Here is an 18,231-nt window from a genome sequence, read left to right on the forward strand (position 1 = left end):
TGATGCCTTCACCTTTTGTCATCACCAAAAGCTTCTGCTGCCAGACAGTTCTCTGTCTAGCTATGTGGGCTGCTGGCTTGACGGGGGCTTCGGCGGAGATGCACCTACAGCAGCGTGAAATGTTCAATCCTACGGAGGATTTGACTGCGGAAGAGCCGGGGGCCAATTTTCAGGAGGTGCGCGGCATTTTGGTGGGGCGGCCAGGAGGCCCGCATCTTGTCAACGAGCTTCCAGCAAGTGCGGATCTGCGTGAGCAGGGACTCCCGGCCATTGGCAGATTTGAAATCCCATCGTCTCCTTCGAAGGTCTTCATCGGGGGGTGGTTTTTCTTCAAGGATGTCCAGGGAGAGCAGGTGGATCTTCTGAGCCTGTGTGACATTCATGGAAATGCATCTCCCACCCTTTCGATTACAGACGGTGTTTTGGGCGGGGGCATCAAGTACAACTCGTTTTATCCGTCCAATATCGAGTGGAAAAATCGATGGATCTATCTGGGGATTGCGACGCACTTGAAGTCTGGCAGCACGGCCGATGTGCGCTTTTACTGCAAGCTGCCAGGTCAGCCCATGCAGTCCTGGAGTCCTCTGAACGATGTGCAGACCGGCATCGCTGAAATTGGACAAATGGTGGCCGGAAGCTGGACTTTTGGAACTTTGTTTAAGGGCCGCCTGGGAGCTGCTTCGGTCTATACTTTCGATAACAATGACTTCTCCGACATCGTCTACCCTGCCGATGTCATCGAGCCAGTAACGAGACTGACTTGGTATTGTGATCCCCTCAACGGAGATGACTCGGCCGATGGAACCTCGCCCATGACTGCGTGGAAAACGGCAGCCAAAATCAACCTGGAAAGCAACTATGCCGGCATGTTCTCTGCAAACAGTCAGGAATCAGGGGACACCCTGGTGATCCATACTGGAGGGCTTCCACTGGATCTGGAAGGGCAGGCTCTGGCATTTTCAACGAATGGCTTGAACGTCAAAGCTGCCGAAGGCCAGGAGTGGGTGCGGGTGAAAAGCTATCGCAGCCTGCCCAACCCGATGTGGCAGGTGACCTCGACTCCCAATGTGTTTTCCACTGCGGATACCCAGGCGGACATCGTTCTCTGGGAAGACGACAAGTTTATGCATCACCCGATGGGCGGGACTTTTTCTGCCGTCGCAGGACAACTGTCATCCACCCCAGGTTCCTTTTGGACGGATGGAACCACACTGTATGTTCACCCGTTTGGCAGCACAGATCCTCGCCAGGATGGCAAACGCTACGAGCGCAGCTACCGCTTTGTGGAAGGAAGCGCCATCCTGTTAAACGCGGCGAATTTGAACATACAGGATATTCATGCTGGGAAAACGTGCCTTGCGGATGCGACCAATAACGATCCCATCGGTGGTTACTGCATGGGTTTCACAGGCACCTCCGGTTACACGACGGTCAAGCACTGCTATCTGTATTACGGCTCCAAGCACAACATTGGGATTGTTCAGGGGAATGCAGGGGATGAGGTGTTGCTGGAAGATGTGCAGTGCGAGCAAGGATCCCCCTATGCGAATTCCGGCGGGCAGACATTGTTTGTCTCTTTCAACCACCAGCCTCTCGATCTGAACATCCGTCATCGTTTTATCCGCTGCCGCAGTGTGGCGAATGCGGGGCTCATCGGCTCGGCCTCCGGGACGATGACTCAGTCCTATCCCGTGTTTTATTCTCATAATATGGGGCATCCGGGAGAGCCTGCGCAGTTTGGGGCATTTGAGTTCATCGACTGTGATTTTGGCATCGGCAATATCCAGGGCCTCTCCGTCAAGCGCGTGCGAGTGGAGGGGACACGATGCGGTTCCTTGTCATTTGAGTCGGATGTCATAGCGGACCGATGTACTTTTCAGGGAATGAACATTGCCACTGCTGGCTGGCGGCTGACGGAGCGTAACTGCGTGCATAGGATCAAGGGCGAACTCCGCCGCAATCCTGCGGCTGGCTACGTGGACATTCAGGCCTGCACCATTGATGCCCGTGAGGTGACTGGCATTCAGGGAGGGGTGCCCCAATCGTCTTTGTTCACCCGGGAAGGACCTCTGGATCTGCTGTTTAAAAACAACCTGGTCCTCATGCCAAGCCATGTGCCTGCGGCGAATGTTTTCAGTCATGTCCGCAACACTGACTCTCTTCAGTTGGATCATAATGCTTATCAATTGGGTGGCTCCACCCTGTTTTACCGTTTTCAGGATGGCGCAAGCATTGAAGATCTGAATCTAGCCCAGTGGCAGGAACGTGGGCAGGATCTTCACAGCCTTACCTCTCCCAGCTTTAGCCTGAACGGGTTGAAGCCTGTGCCAGGCAGCCCCTTGATTGATGCGGGCATTGAACTGGGCGTCATGAAAGACCGGAGTGGCCGATTGTTCTATCGCCGCAATGACATGGGCGCTTATGAAGCACCGCCAGCCACCTACGAGTCGTGGATGAATGAAAAATTCACTCTGGCTGAACTGGCAGATCCTGAAGTGTCCGGCCCGGAGACCGACTATCTGGCAGATGGGCAGCCGAATTTGTTGAAGTATGCTCTGGGCATCGAGCCTTCAACCGTCGCTCATGCACCCTTGCAGATGTCATTGGCCACCACGGCTGAGCAGACACCTTTTTTGTTAACCGTGAGTTATGAGCGTTCTATCTGGCCTTCGGATCTGAGCTTTGAGCTGCAAATCAGTGGTGATCTGGCGCAGTGGCAAACGGCGGAGATCGTTCAGCAGGAGGTGACGAGCCAAGCTGGAGATCGTGAGCTTGTTCAGGTCGTCGTACGCAGTCCTTTTCTGCACACCGGATTTGTGAAGCTGCAGATCATGCAGGTTTCTCCTCAACCGTGAACGGTGGATCCCCAGATAGGGCGGATTTCTGATTTCTTATTTTTCGCATGTCCAGGCAGACATCTTCCAAGCATCGGTACATCGTGGCCCAAAGTGGGGCTCGACGCAGTTACGCGGTGCCTTTCATTCTCCATCAGGCCGGTCTATTGGAGCGTTTTTACACGGACGTTTGCGGCAATGTGGGCTGGGGCCGCTGGCTGTCTGCCGGGGGGAGACTGCCCTGGATCGGGACAAAGCTCCGCCGACTGGCCAACCGGCGTGTGCAGGAAGTGATCCGAGAAAAAACGGTGACCTTTGTCTGGCCTAACTTACGATGGTTCTGGCGGTCTGTGTGGGCATCCAAGGAGCCAACAAACGTGTTCCGGCAGGATGTGCGGCGGCATCAGGAGTTGGGCGAGGCTGTGGCCGGGTGTGACTTTGGCAGGGCTACTCACTTGTATCTCATGTTCAGTGAATTTACCCCGCTGATGTGGCTGGCGCGGGAGCGAGGGCTGAAGGTGGTTTCAGAAATTTACATCCTCATCAGCACCAACCGACTGGTTGCTGAGGAGCGCCGCCTGTTTCCAGGATGGGAAGCGGAGCCACCTGACTGGGAGGGAGTGCTGCGTGAGTTTAACCACCAAGACGCCCTTCTTAGCCAGGCTGATTTTTACATCTGCCCGTCTGAAAGTGTTGCGCAGGATCTGGTGAAAAATTGGAACATCGCCCAGGATTGCACGGCGGTCGTCCCTTACGGCATGAGCCCGACTTGGCTGCAGCTCGTGCCGGAAACGAAGCCGGGACGGATTCTTTTTGTCGGGACGGCGGATCTCCGCAAAGGCATCCATTATTTGGCCATGGCAGCAGAAGAATTGGTTAGGCGCGGCCGTAAGTATGAGTTCCGCGTGGCCGGGCATGTGGAAGAGCTGGTGCGCAACCAGCCCGCGTGCCGTCACCTGACATTTTTGGGGCGCGTGCCCCGGGAGCGTATCCATGAGGAATTTCAGCAGGCGGATGTTTTTACGCTACCGTCTTTGGCGGAGGGATCGGCTGAGGTGACTTACGAAGCCCTGGCCGCCGCCTTGCCCCTGGTGGTCACCGCCTCCGCAGGTTCCGTTGCCAGGGATGGCATCGAGGGGATCCTCATTCCCGAGCGCGATCCCATCGCCTTGGCAGATGCCATCGAATCCATCGTCGAAAACCGGGCGTTGCGCACCCAGTTTGCCACGGCTGCACGTCAAAGGGCCGCAGAATACACCTGGGACCGCTATGGCGAGCGGCTCATCAGCGCGCTGGAGTCCATACCCGCATGAGTCTTATTACCAATACCCTTCGTTCCCTTGCCCCTCATGTGCTCATTGAGCAGCATCGGCGAAAGTTTCAAATGGGCCGTCTGGGCCTGCCTGGATCCAAGGCCATCGCAGAGGCGGTGGCGACATGCCGGTTTGACCTTTGGCCACCGGCTTTGAGACAGCCGGGCCAGCCCTGGACTCTGCTGGATGTGGGGGCAAACACGGGCGAATTCACACGTGCCGTTTCTTCCCTCATCGCATTGGCTGGTGTGCATGCGTTTGAGCCTCAGCCGTCTTGTCATACAGAGTTGAAGCAGGCATTGGCGGGGCTTTCAAACAGCCATTTGCACCCGGTCGCCGTTGGGGCCGAAGCTGGGGAGATTGAACTGCTGTGCACTGCCAATTCGAAACTGGCCAGCGTCCTGAAACCGACGGCGAATGTGGCGGACGGTTATGGCGGGGGGGATTTCAATGTCCAGCAGCACCTGAAAGTTCCCTTGGTGAGGCTGGATGATGTGATTCCGGCAGGGACTCCGATCGGCCTTTTGAAAATTGACGTTCAAGGCTATGAACTGCCTGTGCTGGAAGGCGCCCGCGAGACCTTGCGCTCGACGGCTGCTCTGCTGATGGAAGTGAACTATGTGCCCCACTATGAAGGTGGTGCTACCTTTGACGATCTTTGTGAAGCTGTGCGTGCGCATGGCTTTCGTACCTTTGGCATCTCTGCCCCTTACGGCGGTCCCAAAGGCCCGCTGTGGGCCGATGCACTTTTTGTGCGTGCGGACTGAGTTTGTCGTCCTTTTCCCGACTTTTTGCTTTGAACAACGATCTTCCTCACCTGCCCAGATTCCGGATCTTGCCGCGTCTCTATCGGTTCATTCTCGGCCTTAGCCGAAAACATGGCCTGTTTACTCTGGCTAGATTCCACGAGCGATTCTTTGGCGGGGACCAGTATGTGGATATTCCTACCGGAGCCCGGCTGTTCATTCCTGGCGATCCTCACTACTTTGGCTTTCTTGCTGGTGTGCATGAGTCCCACGTCACCTCAGTCATTGCCTCTTCTGTGAGGGCCGGGGATGTGTGCGTGGACATCGGCGCGAACATTGGTTATTTTTCCATGATCATGGCCCGGGCCGCAGGGCCAACCGGCACCGTGTTTGCCTTTGAACCCGTGCCGGACACCTTTGCTGCGCTGAAGATCAATGCAGGCCTAGCCAGGGAAGATGGCTTGAACATCGCCCCACATCAGGCGGCGATTTCCGCTGATGAAGGGGAGCTGGTGATCGAGCGCCAGCTCCATAGCACCCTCAATCAGGTGCGCTTGATTGAGTCAGATCTTGATGCTCCAGACAGTCGGGTGAAGTGCGTCACTTTGGAAAATTTCCTGCGGCGCGAAAAAGTGACGGGCCCGATTGCTTTCCTGAAAATTGACGTCGAGGGGCATGAAGTGTCCGTCATGAAAGGGGCGATCTCGCTTCTCAAATCTGGTCAGGTGCGGCAGATGATCATTGAGGTGACCCCTGGAGATGATGCCATTCAGCTTGATCAAATCTTTACCGAATGCGCCGCCAAGACCCTCGTTTGGGCGGAGGGCCGCTGGCAGGACATCCCTGTGCGTGAGTTGCAAAGCCGGACGGATGTGATGGTTTCATTCGCATCTGCCAAATAGTGTCCCTGTTGTTGCCCGTTCCTGCCTATGACCCCTGTTGATCCCTTTTCTTTCAAGCGGTATTCCAAGCTGAATCCTGCGCGTCTCTGGTTTACGGCCAAAGCCCGAATCGCTGAGAAATCGGCATTCCGGAACTTTGATCAGTTCCCGATTCCTCGGCTGCTCCCGGCTTTGGAAATTCCGAATCTTCAGCCCTATGAAACGGCTGACACGGCGGTGACCCCGCAGCAGATGCAGGTGCTGATCCAGGCTTTGCTGGTGACGGAAACGCTTGAAGCATCCCGTGTAGAGATTGGCGTTTACCGTGGGGTGACGACTTCCATTCTGGCTGCACACACGACGCGTGACTATGTGGCGGTGGATCCCTACATCGGCTACGGGGGTGCCCAATCAGACTTTGAAAAAATGCAGCAGAGAGTGGGATGCTTGCCTCACGTGAGGCACCTTCGCATGACCTCGGGTGAGGCCGCTGCATCCAGCGAGGTCACAAAGGTTTCCATGGTTTTCATTGATGCCGTGCATGACTATGTGAACGCCTCCTTTGACGGCTTTATTTGGGGCCGCAAGCTTGTGCGAGGCGGTCTGCTGGCCTTCCACGATACGGACAACATCGGCTTTGCGGGAGTGCAGCGGGCCGTCTGGGAACTGCTGCATCAATCCGGCGAATATGCCCTGTTCGCTCATGTGGATGGATTGGTCGTGCTGCAACGAATTTGAACGGATGGCTCATTGATCGCCGTTGCCGACATCAACACACTTTGGCGGAGAAAACCTTTCGAGGCGCTTTCTTTGCACACCCCGGTCCTGGGCCTCATGCCGCAGGATGTGGTGGCGGCTTGGCGAAATAAGGACGCGAAGCCTGCCCCTGAAACGGCTAGGAAACTGACAACCTTGCCTCTGACGCTTCCGCCTGGCTGGGCCTCCCGGCTGGCCGGTATCGTCGCCCCCTACCTGGGGTGGAAGATCCAGCAGCAGGCCCGCAGGTCAGGAGAAAAAATTCAGGGGCTAGTCGTCACTTCGCCTCATTATTTGGAATTGGTCAAAAGGACAGCCCCGCACATGCGGACCTTCTATTACTGCTCGGATGACTACGCCCAGTATGCCGACTGGGGAGGGACGGCCATTTTGCAAAAGGAGGCCGAACTGGCCCGACGGGTGGATCACTGTTTTTTTGTTTCGCGACCCCTCGCAGATCGGGCCGTTTCTGAATACGGTCTGGAAGAAGGTTGTGTCAGCGTGTCTCCCAATGCGACGGATTCTACCTTTTTGCAGCGTAGCACGGACGAGCAGCGGGCTGCCTTGCACCGTGCTTTCCCAGCACTCCGGCACCCTTGGGTGGGCGTGGTGGGGGCTATTAATTCGCGGCTGGATTTTGATTTGATCGAGGCCTGCTGCAGTCTGCCTTCCGTCGGCAGTGTGGTGATGGTGGGCCCGGTGGACCCAACGTGTCAGGACGAAGGACTTCGGAGGCTGCGGCAAAATCCGAAATGTGTCTTCGTCGGCCCACGACCGCATGGGGAGTTGCCTGCATGGATGCAGGCTCTCGATGTGGCGCTGATTCCATATCGGGATACGCCTCTGAACCGTGCCTGTTCTCCCATGCGCCTGTTTGATCATCTCGCCTCTGGTAAGCCTGTGGTGGGCACTGCATTCAATGCACAGATGGCCAGTTTCGAACCTTTGATCAGCATCGGGCACACTGCCCGTGAAGTCTGCGAACGGGTGGAATTGGTGTTGAAACGCCCGTCCGAGGATTTCTCTCCGGCGCAGATCGCGGCGGCAAAGTTAGAAACGTGGGACCACCGTGCAACTCGGATGCTGAAGACGATGGGAGTGTCCTTGCTGAATGGGCAGTGATTTAAACAGTGGCTGTATCGGCAGCGACGAAAACGCCGGGGTAAATCTGGAATCATGAAGGTCCTGCATATTTGCCAACAGGATGATGCCGCCGGTGGTGGTGCTGTGCGAGTGGCTGTGGAACTGGCCAAGCGACAGGTTGCCCGGCAAGTGGATGCAAAATGTGTTTTTGCCTATGGCGGTGCGGGAGTCTTTGGCGAGGGGCTGGCAGGGAAGGCGCTCTATTTGCAGCAAGGGCCATCTTCCCACCGCGTCTCGGCTGCCTGGAATCTCTACCGTCTGCTGAAGGAGGAAAAACCTGACATCATTCACCATCATGACGGCTTGATCTGGACACACTTGGTCACTCGGACAGCCTCCGCCGGCAAGTGCATCGGGCACGGGCATCTAGGTACGCCGCTGCCCACCGCGCATTGGAAACACCGGCTGGCAGGGTATGTCCACCGCAGGACCTATGATCATCTCTTTTGTGTTTCTGAAGATGCGGCGCAATCTTGGCGGCGCAGCGGCTATCCTGGAAACAGGATTGAAGTGATTCCGAATGGAGTGGATACAGAAGTTTTTGCACCAGCTACTGAGGAGCAACGGCAAGCTGCGCGTTTGCGTTTTGACATCCCTTCAGAGGCCACCGTTTTTAGTTTTGTTGGCAGACTGCACAATGAGATGAAGCGGTGTGATGATTTTATCCGCACGGTGGCGGCGATGCCTGGGCATGTCTGGGGCCTCATTGCGGGCACTGGTGTGGATGACCTCAGTCTTCGCCAGTTGGCAGTCGAATTAAAAGTCTCAGATCGGGTCCACTTTACAGGTCTGCTGAATCCTGCCACAGCGTGTTATCATGCCAGTGATGTGTTTTTGATGACGTCCTCTTATGAGCCTTTTGGGCTGGTGGTGCTGGAGGCTGCGGCCTGCGGGTTGCCTGTGGCCGGGTTTAAGGCAGAGGGAGGCGTCAATGATCTGATGAAGTTTATCCAGGCTCCCATTCTGGAATTCCGTGACCCTGTCGATTTGGGGAATCTTGCCTTGTCGTTGCTCTTGAAACCAGCGTCAAAATTTGCTGAGATCAGGGAAGCACTTTGTGAAAATTTTTCTTGGGACCGATCTGTGGATAAGATCCTTCACACATATTCGGAGATATTAACCGGCCATCCATCATGCTAGATTTTTTGTTCTATTTGTTAATCATTGCGGTGGTCATTCCCCTGGTTCTGGCGGCCAATAAACCTGCGAGAATTTTCGAGTACCCCTATTTCATGGCGGCGGTTTTTGCCGTCTTCATTCTTCCTCAGGCTTACTCGCTCATACGTTTTCCGGGGGGCGTCAAAATCGGCGAGATAGGTGATATACTGCTGATCTGCACCCTTTGTATCGTCTGCTGCTTTCTCGGCTATAAGCTCACTCCCTCGTTTACCATGGTTCGGTTCATTTCCAAACCAGCGGACCCGACTCGAATGTTCCATGTTGGACTGGCGCTCACTTTGGTTGGTATTGCCTCCATTGTTCTTATCCCCATGCAGCAGATCCAGTTTGGTAGCCGTGGTGGCATGACGGGTGTCGGGACCATCTATCTGTTCTTTGCGGGGCTCTCATTTCCGGGATTTGCAGTGTTCCTGCAATTAATACGCCAGAAGTTTACTACTTTGCGTCTGGCTGGGCTGCTGCTCAGCTCTCTTTCGCCTATCCTGTCAGTTTATACGGGGCGGCGTGAGGCTGCCGTGATCTTTTTTCTTTCGATTGCGATGACGGCCTACTTCAGCAAACGGAAGGCTCCCAGCCGCATTATCATTTTCAGTTCCCTGTTGTTTGCCACTCTCGCGATTCCGGCCACGGGGGCGTATCGGAGCTTGGTCCAGACCGGTGAAGTGCGTCGGATCAACCGCTTGGACATAGTCCAGAACTTCAAAAACTTCATCAATCAGGAGTCCATTCTTGAGCTGAGAAACGCCGCAGCCATTCTCGAGTCAACGCGCATGGAAGGAAAGTATGGCTTGGGGGCGGGATATTGGAATCAGATCGTCTACCGCTTCATCCCTGCGCAGGTCATTGGGAAGGATGCAAAGGATGCGATGTTGATCGGTGCCACGGTGGACAGGATGTATGTGGGAAAGCTGGTGGGGCGTTATGAAATCCCGGCAGGCTCGACCCGAACGGGCATGGCCGATTCCTATGAACAGTTTGGCTGGCTGGGCTGCCTGTTCTTTGCCGGGGTGGGGATGCTGTTTCGTTCCATCTGGACGGCGGCGCTGTATCCTCACGCCTTGTTTGCGCAGTTGTTTTACATCATGATTTGCACCTCGGCGATGCGGTCGGTCACCCATCAGACGGTGGACTTTCTTCCGGGTGTCTTTTATCAGCTTATCTTCCTGGGCGCGGCCTATCTGTATGCGAGGGCACCCGAGCCAAGAGCCCAACCGCCAAGAGGCAGCCGATACATGCAAAGGCCGGTGCGTGGAAGCCAGGGCGTGTGAGCCCCGTCCGATTTTTGAAGGAAGCCTCCGTTTTTGCCGTGAAAGCAGCCTTATTATTTGATCACTTTGGTCCCTATCATCAAGCGCGCCTGCGTGCGGCTGCGGAGGGGATGGAAGTGGTCGGGGTGGAGTTTCATCCGCGCAGCAGGGACTACGCCTGGGAGCCTGCCCGGCTGGGCGTGTTACCCCTGGTTTCGGTGCCCCCCACAAAAAGCGAAGGTCCGGAGGCCGCGCGTGAGTTTCAAGGGGTGCTCGAAAAGACCCTGGAGGAGATCCAGCCTGAGGTGGTGGCGATTCCTGGGTGGGCCTCACGCGAAGCTCTGGTGGCGCTGAGCTGGTGCCTGAGGCAGGGAGTGCCGACGATATTGATGTCTGAAAGCTGTGCTCATGACGAGGTGCGTGTGGGCTGGAAGGAGTGGGTGAAGCGGCGGATCATCGATTGTCATTCTGCGGCTCTGGCCGGGGGGACTTTGCATGCCCGGTATCTGAAGCTGCTAGGCATGGGGGAAGATCAAATTTCACTGGGTTATGATGCGGTAGACAATGCCTGGTTTGCGGAGCAGGGCCCCCGCCTGCGACGCTCTTTGGATTCATCTCAAGAGCCTTGTTTTTTGGCCAGTGCGCGGTTTATCCCGAAGAAAAATATCAGTCGTCTGCTGACGGCCTATGCTGCCTACCGTCAGGTCTGCGGTGATGCCAAGCCTTGGCGGCTGGTATTGCTGGGCGATGGTGAATTGCGTGGGGAAGTGGAAAAGCAAGTGCATGAACTGGGGCTGCGGCCTTTCGTTTCCATGCCGGGGTTCCTCCAGTATGAGGAGCTGCCGTGCTACTATGCGCGGGCGTCGGCCTTCATCCATGCGAGCACGACGGAGCAGTGGGGCCTGGTGGTCAATGAGGCAATGGCGAGTGGTCTGCCGGTGCTCGTTTCCAACCGATGCGGCTGTGCCGAGGATCTGGTGGAGGAGGGGATCAACGGATTCACCTTTGATCCTGAGGATGTGCAAGGCATGACGGCGGTGATGGGGCGGATGGCGGCGCTGCCTGAAGATAAGCTGCGGCAGATGGGCCGTGAGAGCGAGCGGATCATTGCTGACTGGGGGCCGGCCCGCTTTGCGGAAGGGATGCGGCAGGCGGCCATCACTGCCCTGAAGACAGGTGCGAAGAAGCCTTCGCTTGTGGATCGTGTGCTTCTGAAAATTTTGATGTCACGGTGAGAACTGCCTTTGTCATGGACTCCATTTCCCGCAATGCGGGGGGGATGTTTGATGCCGGACGCCGTCTGGCGCAGGGCCTGTGCGGGCTGGGCGAGGAGGTGCGTGTCTTTGGCGTGGAGGATGGTCATTCGCAGGCTGATATGGGAGCCTGGGCACCTGCGGCGGCTGAGCTGCATCGCTGCCGGTTTGACCGTCGTTTGGGGTATGCCCCGACACTAGGTGCCGGCCTGCATCATTTTGATGCCGATGTAGTGCATACGCAGGGTTTGTGGACTTACACTTCGGCGGCTGCAGGCGGGTGGAGTCGGCGGGCCGGACGGCCAGAATGCATCCACCCGCATGGGATGCTGGATCCCTGGGCGCTGAAGAATTCAGCCTGGAAAAAACGGCTGGTGCTGCGCCTGTTTGAGCGGCGTCATTTGCAGCGTGCCTCCTGTCTGCGGGCTTTGTGTGAGTCGGAACTGGAATCCATCCGTGCCCTGGGGCTGGTGAATCCTGTCTGCATCATTCCCAATGGGGTGGACCTACCCGAGCCCTCGGCAGCATCTGTACGCGAACCCTGGATGCAGGGACAAAAAGTGCTGCTTTATCTGGGGCGCCTACATCCGAAGAAAGGTCTGCTGCCACTGCTCCAAGCCTGGGCGGATCTCTACAGGGCAGGGGGCCTGGAGGGCTGGGTGCTGGCTGTGGCGGGCTGGGACCAGGGGGGGCATGAGGAGGAACTCAAATCACAAGCGGATGCTCTTGCGCTGCCGTGGCTGGATGTGCGCCAGATGCCAAAGGGATCTGCACCGCTGGTTTTTACGGGGCCTCGTTTTGGGGAGGAGAAAGACCGGCTGTATGCGGCGAGTGAAGCCTTTGTTTTACCCAGCCTCAGCGAAGGGCTGCCCATGGTCATCCTGGATGCCTGGGCGCACGGCAAGCCGGTGGTGATGACTGCCGCCTGCAACCTGCCTGAAGGTTTTGCGGCGGGGGCTGCCATTGAGGCGAAGCTGGAGGCGGATGATCTGACTGTAGGAATCCGAACTTTGTTGGCGGCCAGTGACGTTGATCGGCTTGAGATGGGGGCCAAGGGGCGGCAGCTTGTCCGGGACAAGTTTACCTGGGGGCGCGTGGCGCAGCAGATGCACCAAGTGAATGAATGGCTGGTGCACGGCGGAGCAGTCCCAGACTGCGTGCAAAGGTAAATTCTACTTGGAGAATAGGTGCGGCCTCGTGTTTGATGGAGTCAAGGGTGATGGCCTGCGGGTCTAACCAAATGAATGATATGAACATTCCTGCCACAGGTGAAAACCGATCTTCGACGAAGTATAGCCGTCGTGAGATGGGGCTGCGCCTGCTTTGGTCGGTGGGGCGTGTGATCTTTCAGTGCAGCCCCCGGCCTTTGTTCGGCTTTCGCTCCTGGCTGTTGCGGCTGTTTGGCGCAAAGGTGGGCCGTGAGGTGCACATCTATCCTTCGGCACTCATTTATTATCCCTGGAATCTGGAGATCGGTGACTGGTCCTGCATCGGCGAGTGGGCGCTGGTTTATAACCTGGGTGAGGTGACTATCGGGGAGCGGGTGACGATCTCTCAGCGGGTACACCTGTGTGCGGGAACGCATGATTACCGGGATGCGGCGATGCCTTTGATCAGGCTGCCGATCACGGTCGGATCATCGGCCTGGATCTGTGCCGATGCTTTTGTCGGCCCTGGCGTGAAGGTGGGGGAGGGGGCGGTGGTCGGGGCTCGCGCGGTGGTGGTCAAAGATGTGCCCGAATGGATGGTGGTGGGCGGCAATCCGGCGAAGATCTTGAAGCGCCGGGAAATAAATGGTCAGGGACCCGAATCATGAGTTCGAACAACAGCATTGATGGTTATAATTATGCCGATAGCGAGTGTGGGCACATGCATGGACTGCTGATGCCGGCCTTGCTGGACGAGCTTGCGAAGACAACGGGCGGAGGTTCGGCCCGGCCCGTCTTTGATTTGGGGTGTGGCAATGGCAGTGTGACTGCCGCTGTGGCGGCCGCAGGTTATGAAGTTTTGGGCTGTGATCCCTCCGTTACGGGCATTGAAAAGGCCGGGCGAGCTTGGCCTCATTTAAAGTTGGCCGAGGGATCTGGTTACGATGATCTAGCTGCGAAGTATGGCCGTTTCCCCGCAGTGTATTCGCTGGAGGTGATTGAGCACGTCTATGATCCACGCCTGGTGGTGCGGCGGGTAAATGATCTTTTGGAGCCCGGTGGGCATTTCATTCTCAGCACTCCCTATCATGGTTATTGGAAGAACCTGATGCTTGCCTTGACTGGCAAGATGGACACGCATTTCACGGCGCTGTGGGATCATGGGCACATCAAATTTTGGTCCCCAAGAACGATCACACGTCTGTTGGAAGAAGCGGGATTCCGAGTGCTGAGGATTCGTCGGCTGGGCCGGGTGCCTGCGCTGGCCATGACGATGATGGTGGTGGCGCAGAAAATCCAGGACCACCAGGAGAAGTGATGAAGCCGCTGCCAGTCTCCATTTGCATCCCGGTCAAGAACGAGGCCGTGAATCTGCCTGCCTGTCTTGCCGCCTTGAGCGACTTTGATGAGGTGGTGGTGGTGGATTCCGGGAGCACGGACGACACCGTGAAGCTGGCCCAGGAGGCGGGTGCGACGGTGCTGAGTTTTGAGTGGAACGGGCAGTTTCCGAAGAAGCGAAACTGGGCTCTGCGGAACCATGCTTTCAAACATCCCTGGGTGCTCTTTCTGGATGCAGATGAGCGGATGAACGACGGCTTTGTGGCGGAACTCCGCGAGGTGTTGGCTGGAACATCGCATGTTGGATTTTGGATCTCGTTTACCAATTGGTTCATGGGCGCGCCGTTGCATCATGGGGATGTGTTTCACAAGTTGGCGCTACTGAAGGTCGGGGCGGGCGAGTATGAACGCTTTCCTGAAGATGCCTGGAGCAAACTGGACATGGAGGTGCATGAGCACCCTGTGCTGCAAGGCAGCACAGGCGAGCTGAAGACCAGGCTGGAACATCAGGACTACCGGGGGCTGAAAAGCTACCTCGGGAAACACAATGAGTATTCATCCTGGGAGGCCAACCGCTATGTGTGGCTGGAAACTGCCGGGCCCGATGCCTGGGCGGCACTGAACGGGCGGCAACGGTTTAAATACCGGGCACTGGACCGCTGGTGGCTGGCCTGGCTCTACTGGGCTGTTTCCTTGTGGCTGAAGAAGGGCTTTCTGGATGGGCGGAATGGGTTTCGTTTTGCCCAGATGAAACGGCGCTATTTTCAGGAGATCCGCCTGAAGATTCAAGAAATACGAAGAACCGGAAATCCTGCCTGATGGAAATGCTCCTTGTCGTTCCCTGCTTCCGTGAAAGTGCGCGCATCGGCCACTTTCTGCCGGAGCTGTGCGCCGAGATGGACCGCCTGGGCGGCATTCGCGTGCTGGTGGTGGAAGATGGCTCCGGCGATGAGGAGCAGGCCAAAATGACGGCCCTACTGTCGGGCTGGCGTCGGCAATACGCTTGTCTGGCGGAGCCACTGCTGCTGGCGGAGAATCTGGGCAAGGGCGGTGCCGTCTATGCCGGGTGGGCACAGGCGGGAGAGGCGGGCTGGGTGGCCTTTGTAGATGCAGACGGCGCCTCGCCGGTGGCTGAGGTGTCGCGGCTGGTGCAACTGGCCCGTGCTCAGGGGCAGCCGCACCGGGCCTTGTTTGCTTCGCGGGTGAAAATGCTGGGGAGGAAGGTGCAGAGGTTATTGAAGCGTCATTTGTTAGGTCGGATCTATGCCACGCTGGTGTCGGAGATGCTGGGCATTCCGGTGTATGATTCCCAGTGCGGCCTGAAGTTGGTGCCGCGAGCGGCTTTTGAGAAGGTGGCGGGCTCTTTGCAGATCATGGGCTTCGCCTTTGATGTGGAGCTGCTGGTGGCTTTGCTGAAAAGTGGCTGCGAGGTCGAGGAGGTGCCGACCGATTGGCAAGAGATACCGGGTGGTAAGGTGAGCCTGATTCACGACTCCGTGCGGATGGCAAAGGATGTGTGGAACATCCGCGCAGGGAGGGGCAAGGTGACCAACTGAGACCATGCGTATTCTGCTACTAAACCAATGCTTTTATCCCGACCATGTGGCGACCGCGCAACATCTGACTGATCTTGCCCTGGGGCTGAAGGCCGCCGGGCACGAGGTGACGGTTGTGGCTTCATCACGGGGATATGACAATCCTCTCAATCGCTATCCTGCCCAGGAAACCTGGCAGGGCATCGAGATCCGCCGCATCTGGACGCCGGGCCTGGGCAAGAGTGCGAAGTGGCGGCGTTATGTGAATTTCGCGGGCTTTTGGCTGAGCGCGAGCCTGATCCTGCTGCGGCTGCCGAGGTTTGATGTGACGGTGTGCCTGACTTCACCGCCGCTGATTTCGACCTTGGGAACCTTGGTGGTAATGCTGAAAGGCGGGGTGGTGGTGCCGTGGATCATGGATCTGAATCCCGATGAGGCGGTGGCCGCAGGCTGGCTGCGCCAAGGTGGAGTGATGGAAAGGGTGATGACGCTTCTTCAAAAATGGAGTTTCCGGCATGCTGCGCGCATCATTGCGCTGGATCGTTTTATGGCCGGACGCCTGATGGCCAAGGGCGTCCCGGCATCGGTGATCCATACCGATCCTCCGTGGTCCCACGATGATGCGGTTCGTTATGATGAAGCGGGTAGGGAAGCCTTCCGAGCTGAGCACGGACTGTCGGGGAAATTTGTGGTGATGTATTCTGGAAACCACAGCCCATGCCATCCCCTGGACACACTCTTGACGGCTGCGCAGGAACTCCGAGGTGAGGGAGATCTGCATTTTCTCTTCGTAGGCGGGGGCAGTGAGTTTGAGAAGGTCAAAGGCTTTCGCGAACGTCACGGGCTGGGAAACATCACGACGTTACCTTACCAGCCGATGGCCAAACTGGCGGGTTCACTCTCGTCCGCCGATCTACATGTGGTGGTTCTTGGGGCACCGTTTGTGGGCATCGTGCATCCCTGCAAAATCTACAACATCCTGACTCTGGGCATCCCCTTCTTGGCCATCGGGCCTGAGGAAAGTCACCTCACAGATCTCGCCAGCCGACTGCCCGCCCATGCCAGCTATTGTGCAGGTGCAGGGGAAGTGAGTGCGGTGGTGAACTGCCTGAGGGAGGCGGTGGCATCTGGCAGCCGTCATGAGATGCCTGAGGCTAGGCAATTGGCCCGGGAATTTGCGATGGAAGTCTTGCGTTCCAGGCTGATTCGCGTGATTGAAGGGGCCTGCCAAGAAAAGTGATCTGATGGATTCGCGAACCGCCATGCTGGCTTTAGCTGCAGAAGCCTCTGAATTTGTAGGCCCGCTGCGACCCCAGCTTTTTAGCTGGCATGAAATGCTGACCTTCTTTCTCGGTGCTTTGGCACTGAGCTGGGTGGGGACCTTGATGGTCGTAAAGCGGCAAGGAAGGCTGGGAATGGACAAGCCGGATGGCCGCCGGAAATTGCATGAGCGGCCCGTATCTCGACTGGGCGGGGCACCGATTTATTTGGTGTTGATCCTGGGCATCGGGGCGGCTTTTTGGTTCCGCGGTGTGGCCTTTGACGGGTGGCTGCCTTTGATCCTCTGCAATTCGCTGATGTTTTCCGTCGGGCTGGTGGATGATCTGAAGCCGCTGGGAGCGAGGGTGAAATTAGTGGGGCAGATTGGTGCCGCGCTGATCCTTTACTCGTTTGGTTTGTCCATTGATGTGCTGAGCAATCCGTTCGGATCGGGTGGCGTGGTGCTTGGCTGGTGGAGCCTGCCCTTGACGTTGCTCTGGCTGGTGGCCATCCCGAACGTCATCAACCTCATTGATGGGATGGATGGTCTGGCGGGTGGCTTTGGGTTGTTCCTGTCCCTGACCCTGGCCTTCGTGGGTTATATTTCCGGCTTTTCCGATGTGATGATTGTATCCATCGTGATGGCGGGTGCGCTTTCAGGATTCCTGTTTTTCAACTTTCCTCCCGCGAAGATTTTCCTGGGGGATGGAGGGGCCTATCTGATCGGCTTTTTTGTGGCTTCCGTGTCACTGAAATGCTCGAACAAAGGTTCCATCATCGCGGCGTTGCTGGTGATTGTGATTGCCCTGGGAGTGCCCATTTTGGACACGGCGTTTGCGATTCTGCGCCGTTCCATCCGTGGCGTGCCGATTTTCCGCGCGGATGCGGAGCACATCCACCACCGTTTGATTCTTCTGGGCTACAGCAAGGGGCGTGCGCTGGTGGCGATGTATTCGGTCTGCGTGGTGCTGAGCTTGGTGGGCATCAGCATCCTGCTGACGAAAGGCGTGGCCCTGCCAGTGGCGGGTGCAGTGCTGTTTTTGCTGGCGATCGGTGCGGCGCGTTACCTGGGCTATGTGCGGAGCTGGTCCAATCTGAGGCAACAGATCGACATTGCGATGGAGCGCAGGCACCGCCTGGAGCATGCGCGGGCCCATGCGCGGGTGCTGGATTTTGACATCGAAATGTGCGGAAGCCTGAAGGAGTTTGAAAGTCTGTTCAAGCATCGGATGCGCTGGATGGGGTTCCTGCCTGAGGAAGTCCCTGGCGGGATGCCTTTGAAGATCTCGCTAAGCGAAGGCCGCTCTTTGCTGGTTCGTCGGCCGGCCGGTCTGTATGATGAGGATGAGTGGCAGCGCCGGGCCGAGGAACTGGTGACGGTGCTGGAACGCTGCCTGGAGAGATGGCAGGGCCTGCCCGTGCTGAATGAAAACACCGAAGTGCCTGAAGTGCGTTAAGCCTGCGCTCCTTGCTCCACCTTTTTAATCTGATGTCGTTGAACCAGCCCAGCTCAAGCCACCCTGAGACAGAGTTGCCTCCCGAAAAGGTTAAAATATTCAAGAGGAGAAGGGTTTCTTCCGAAAGCCGCGGACCGGATG

General features: G+C 57.1%; 16 protein-coding genes. All 16 read left to right on the top strand.

All coding sequences use genetic code 11. The features are described from left to right. The first annotated feature begins 2 nt into the window (after positions 1-2). On the top strand, positions 3-2,855 hold the full coding sequence (locus ABEB25_RS01825) for a hypothetical protein (protein WP_345734671.1): 2,853 nt from the start codon (positions 3-5) through the stop codon (positions 2,853-2,855). Between the two features lie 47 nt (positions 2,856-2,902). Further along, positions 2,903-4,147, top strand: a complete 1,245-nt coding sequence (locus ABEB25_RS01830; RefSeq protein WP_345734672.1) for a glycosyltransferase family 4 protein — start codon at positions 2,903-2,905, stop codon at positions 4,145-4,147. Then, positions 4,144-4,914, top strand: a complete 771-nt coding sequence (locus tag ABEB25_RS01835) for an FkbM family methyltransferase (RefSeq protein WP_345734673.1) — start codon at positions 4,144-4,146, stop codon at positions 4,912-4,914. The genes ABEB25_RS01830 and ABEB25_RS01835 overlap by 4 nt, the downstream gene beginning before the upstream one ends. Positions 4,915-4,982: 68 nt before the next feature. Continuing rightward, positions 4,983-5,795 carry an FkbM family methyltransferase gene (locus ABEB25_RS01840; RefSeq protein ID WP_345734674.1) on the top strand — a complete coding sequence of 271 codons (813 nt, stop codon included), beginning with the start codon at positions 4,983-4,985 and terminating at the stop codon, positions 5,793-5,795. Between the two features lie 27 nt (positions 5,796-5,822). After that, positions 5,823-6,512, top strand: a complete 690-nt coding sequence (locus ABEB25_RS01845; RefSeq protein WP_345734675.1) for a class I SAM-dependent methyltransferase — start codon at positions 5,823-5,825, stop codon at positions 6,510-6,512. A gap of 12 nt (positions 6,513-6,524) precedes the next feature. Continuing rightward, complete coding sequence (locus ABEB25_RS01850; RefSeq protein ID WP_345734676.1) at positions 6,525-7,652, top strand: glycosyltransferase family protein; 1,128 nt, start codon at positions 6,525-6,527, stop codon at positions 7,650-7,652. Between the two features lie 54 nt (positions 7,653-7,706). Next, positions 7,707-8,813: a glycosyltransferase gene (locus tag ABEB25_RS01855; RefSeq protein ID WP_345734677.1), complete on the top strand. Its 1,107-nt coding sequence runs from the start codon at positions 7,707-7,709 to the stop codon at positions 8,811-8,813. Beyond that, positions 8,807-10,120 carry a hypothetical protein gene (locus ABEB25_RS01860; RefSeq protein ID WP_345734678.1) on the top strand — a complete coding sequence of 438 codons (1,314 nt, stop codon included), beginning with the start codon at positions 8,807-8,809 and terminating at the stop codon, positions 10,118-10,120. Before ABEB25_RS01855 ends, ABEB25_RS01860 begins: the two co-directional genes overlap by 7 nt. Continuing rightward, positions 10,117-11,334 carry a glycosyltransferase gene (locus ABEB25_RS01865; protein ID WP_345734679.1) on the top strand — a complete coding sequence of 406 codons (1,218 nt, stop codon included), beginning with the start codon at positions 10,117-10,119 and terminating at the stop codon, positions 11,332-11,334. The genes ABEB25_RS01860 and ABEB25_RS01865 overlap by 4 nt, the downstream gene beginning before the upstream one ends. Positions 11,335-11,348: 14 nt before the next feature. Further along, positions 11,349-12,521, top strand: coding sequence for a glycosyltransferase (locus ABEB25_RS01870; RefSeq protein ID WP_345734680.1), 1,173 nt, complete (start codon positions 11,349-11,351; stop codon positions 12,519-12,521). A gap of 80 nt (positions 12,522-12,601) precedes the next feature. Further along, entirely contained in the window at positions 12,602-13,168 is a 567-nt protein-coding gene (locus ABEB25_RS01875) for a WcaF family extracellular polysaccharide biosynthesis acetyltransferase (RefSeq protein ID WP_425571956.1), read from the top strand. Next, positions 13,165-13,818, top strand: coding sequence for a class I SAM-dependent methyltransferase (locus tag ABEB25_RS01880; protein ID WP_345734682.1), 654 nt, complete (start codon positions 13,165-13,167; stop codon positions 13,816-13,818). Before ABEB25_RS01875 ends, ABEB25_RS01880 begins: the two co-directional genes overlap by 4 nt. Next, complete coding sequence (locus ABEB25_RS01885; protein ID WP_345734683.1) at positions 13,818-14,657, top strand: glycosyltransferase family 2 protein; 840 nt, start codon at positions 13,818-13,820, stop codon at positions 14,655-14,657. The genes ABEB25_RS01880 and ABEB25_RS01885 overlap by 1 nt, the downstream gene beginning before the upstream one ends. Next, entirely contained in the window at positions 14,657-15,394 is a 738-nt protein-coding gene (locus tag ABEB25_RS01890) for a glycosyltransferase (protein WP_345734684.1), read from the top strand. The genes ABEB25_RS01885 and ABEB25_RS01890 overlap by 1 nt, the downstream gene beginning before the upstream one ends. 4 nt (positions 15,395-15,398) lie before the next feature. Beyond that, positions 15,399-16,613 (top strand): glycosyltransferase family 4 protein, encoded by a 1,215-nt coding sequence (locus ABEB25_RS01895; RefSeq protein WP_345734685.1) that lies wholly within the window; start codon positions 15,399-15,401, stop codon positions 16,611-16,613. A 4-nt stretch (positions 16,614-16,617) separates the two neighbouring features. Next, on the top strand, positions 16,618-18,090 hold the full coding sequence (locus ABEB25_RS01900) for an MraY family glycosyltransferase (RefSeq protein ID WP_345734686.1): 1,473 nt from the start codon (positions 16,618-16,620) through the stop codon (positions 18,088-18,090). Positions 18,091-18,231: the final 141 nt, after the last annotated feature.

The sequence above is a fragment of the Prosthecobacter algae genome (genome assembly GCF_039542385.1).
Lineage (GTDB): Bacteria > Verrucomicrobiota > Verrucomicrobiia > Verrucomicrobiales > Verrucomicrobiaceae > Prosthecobacter > Prosthecobacter algae.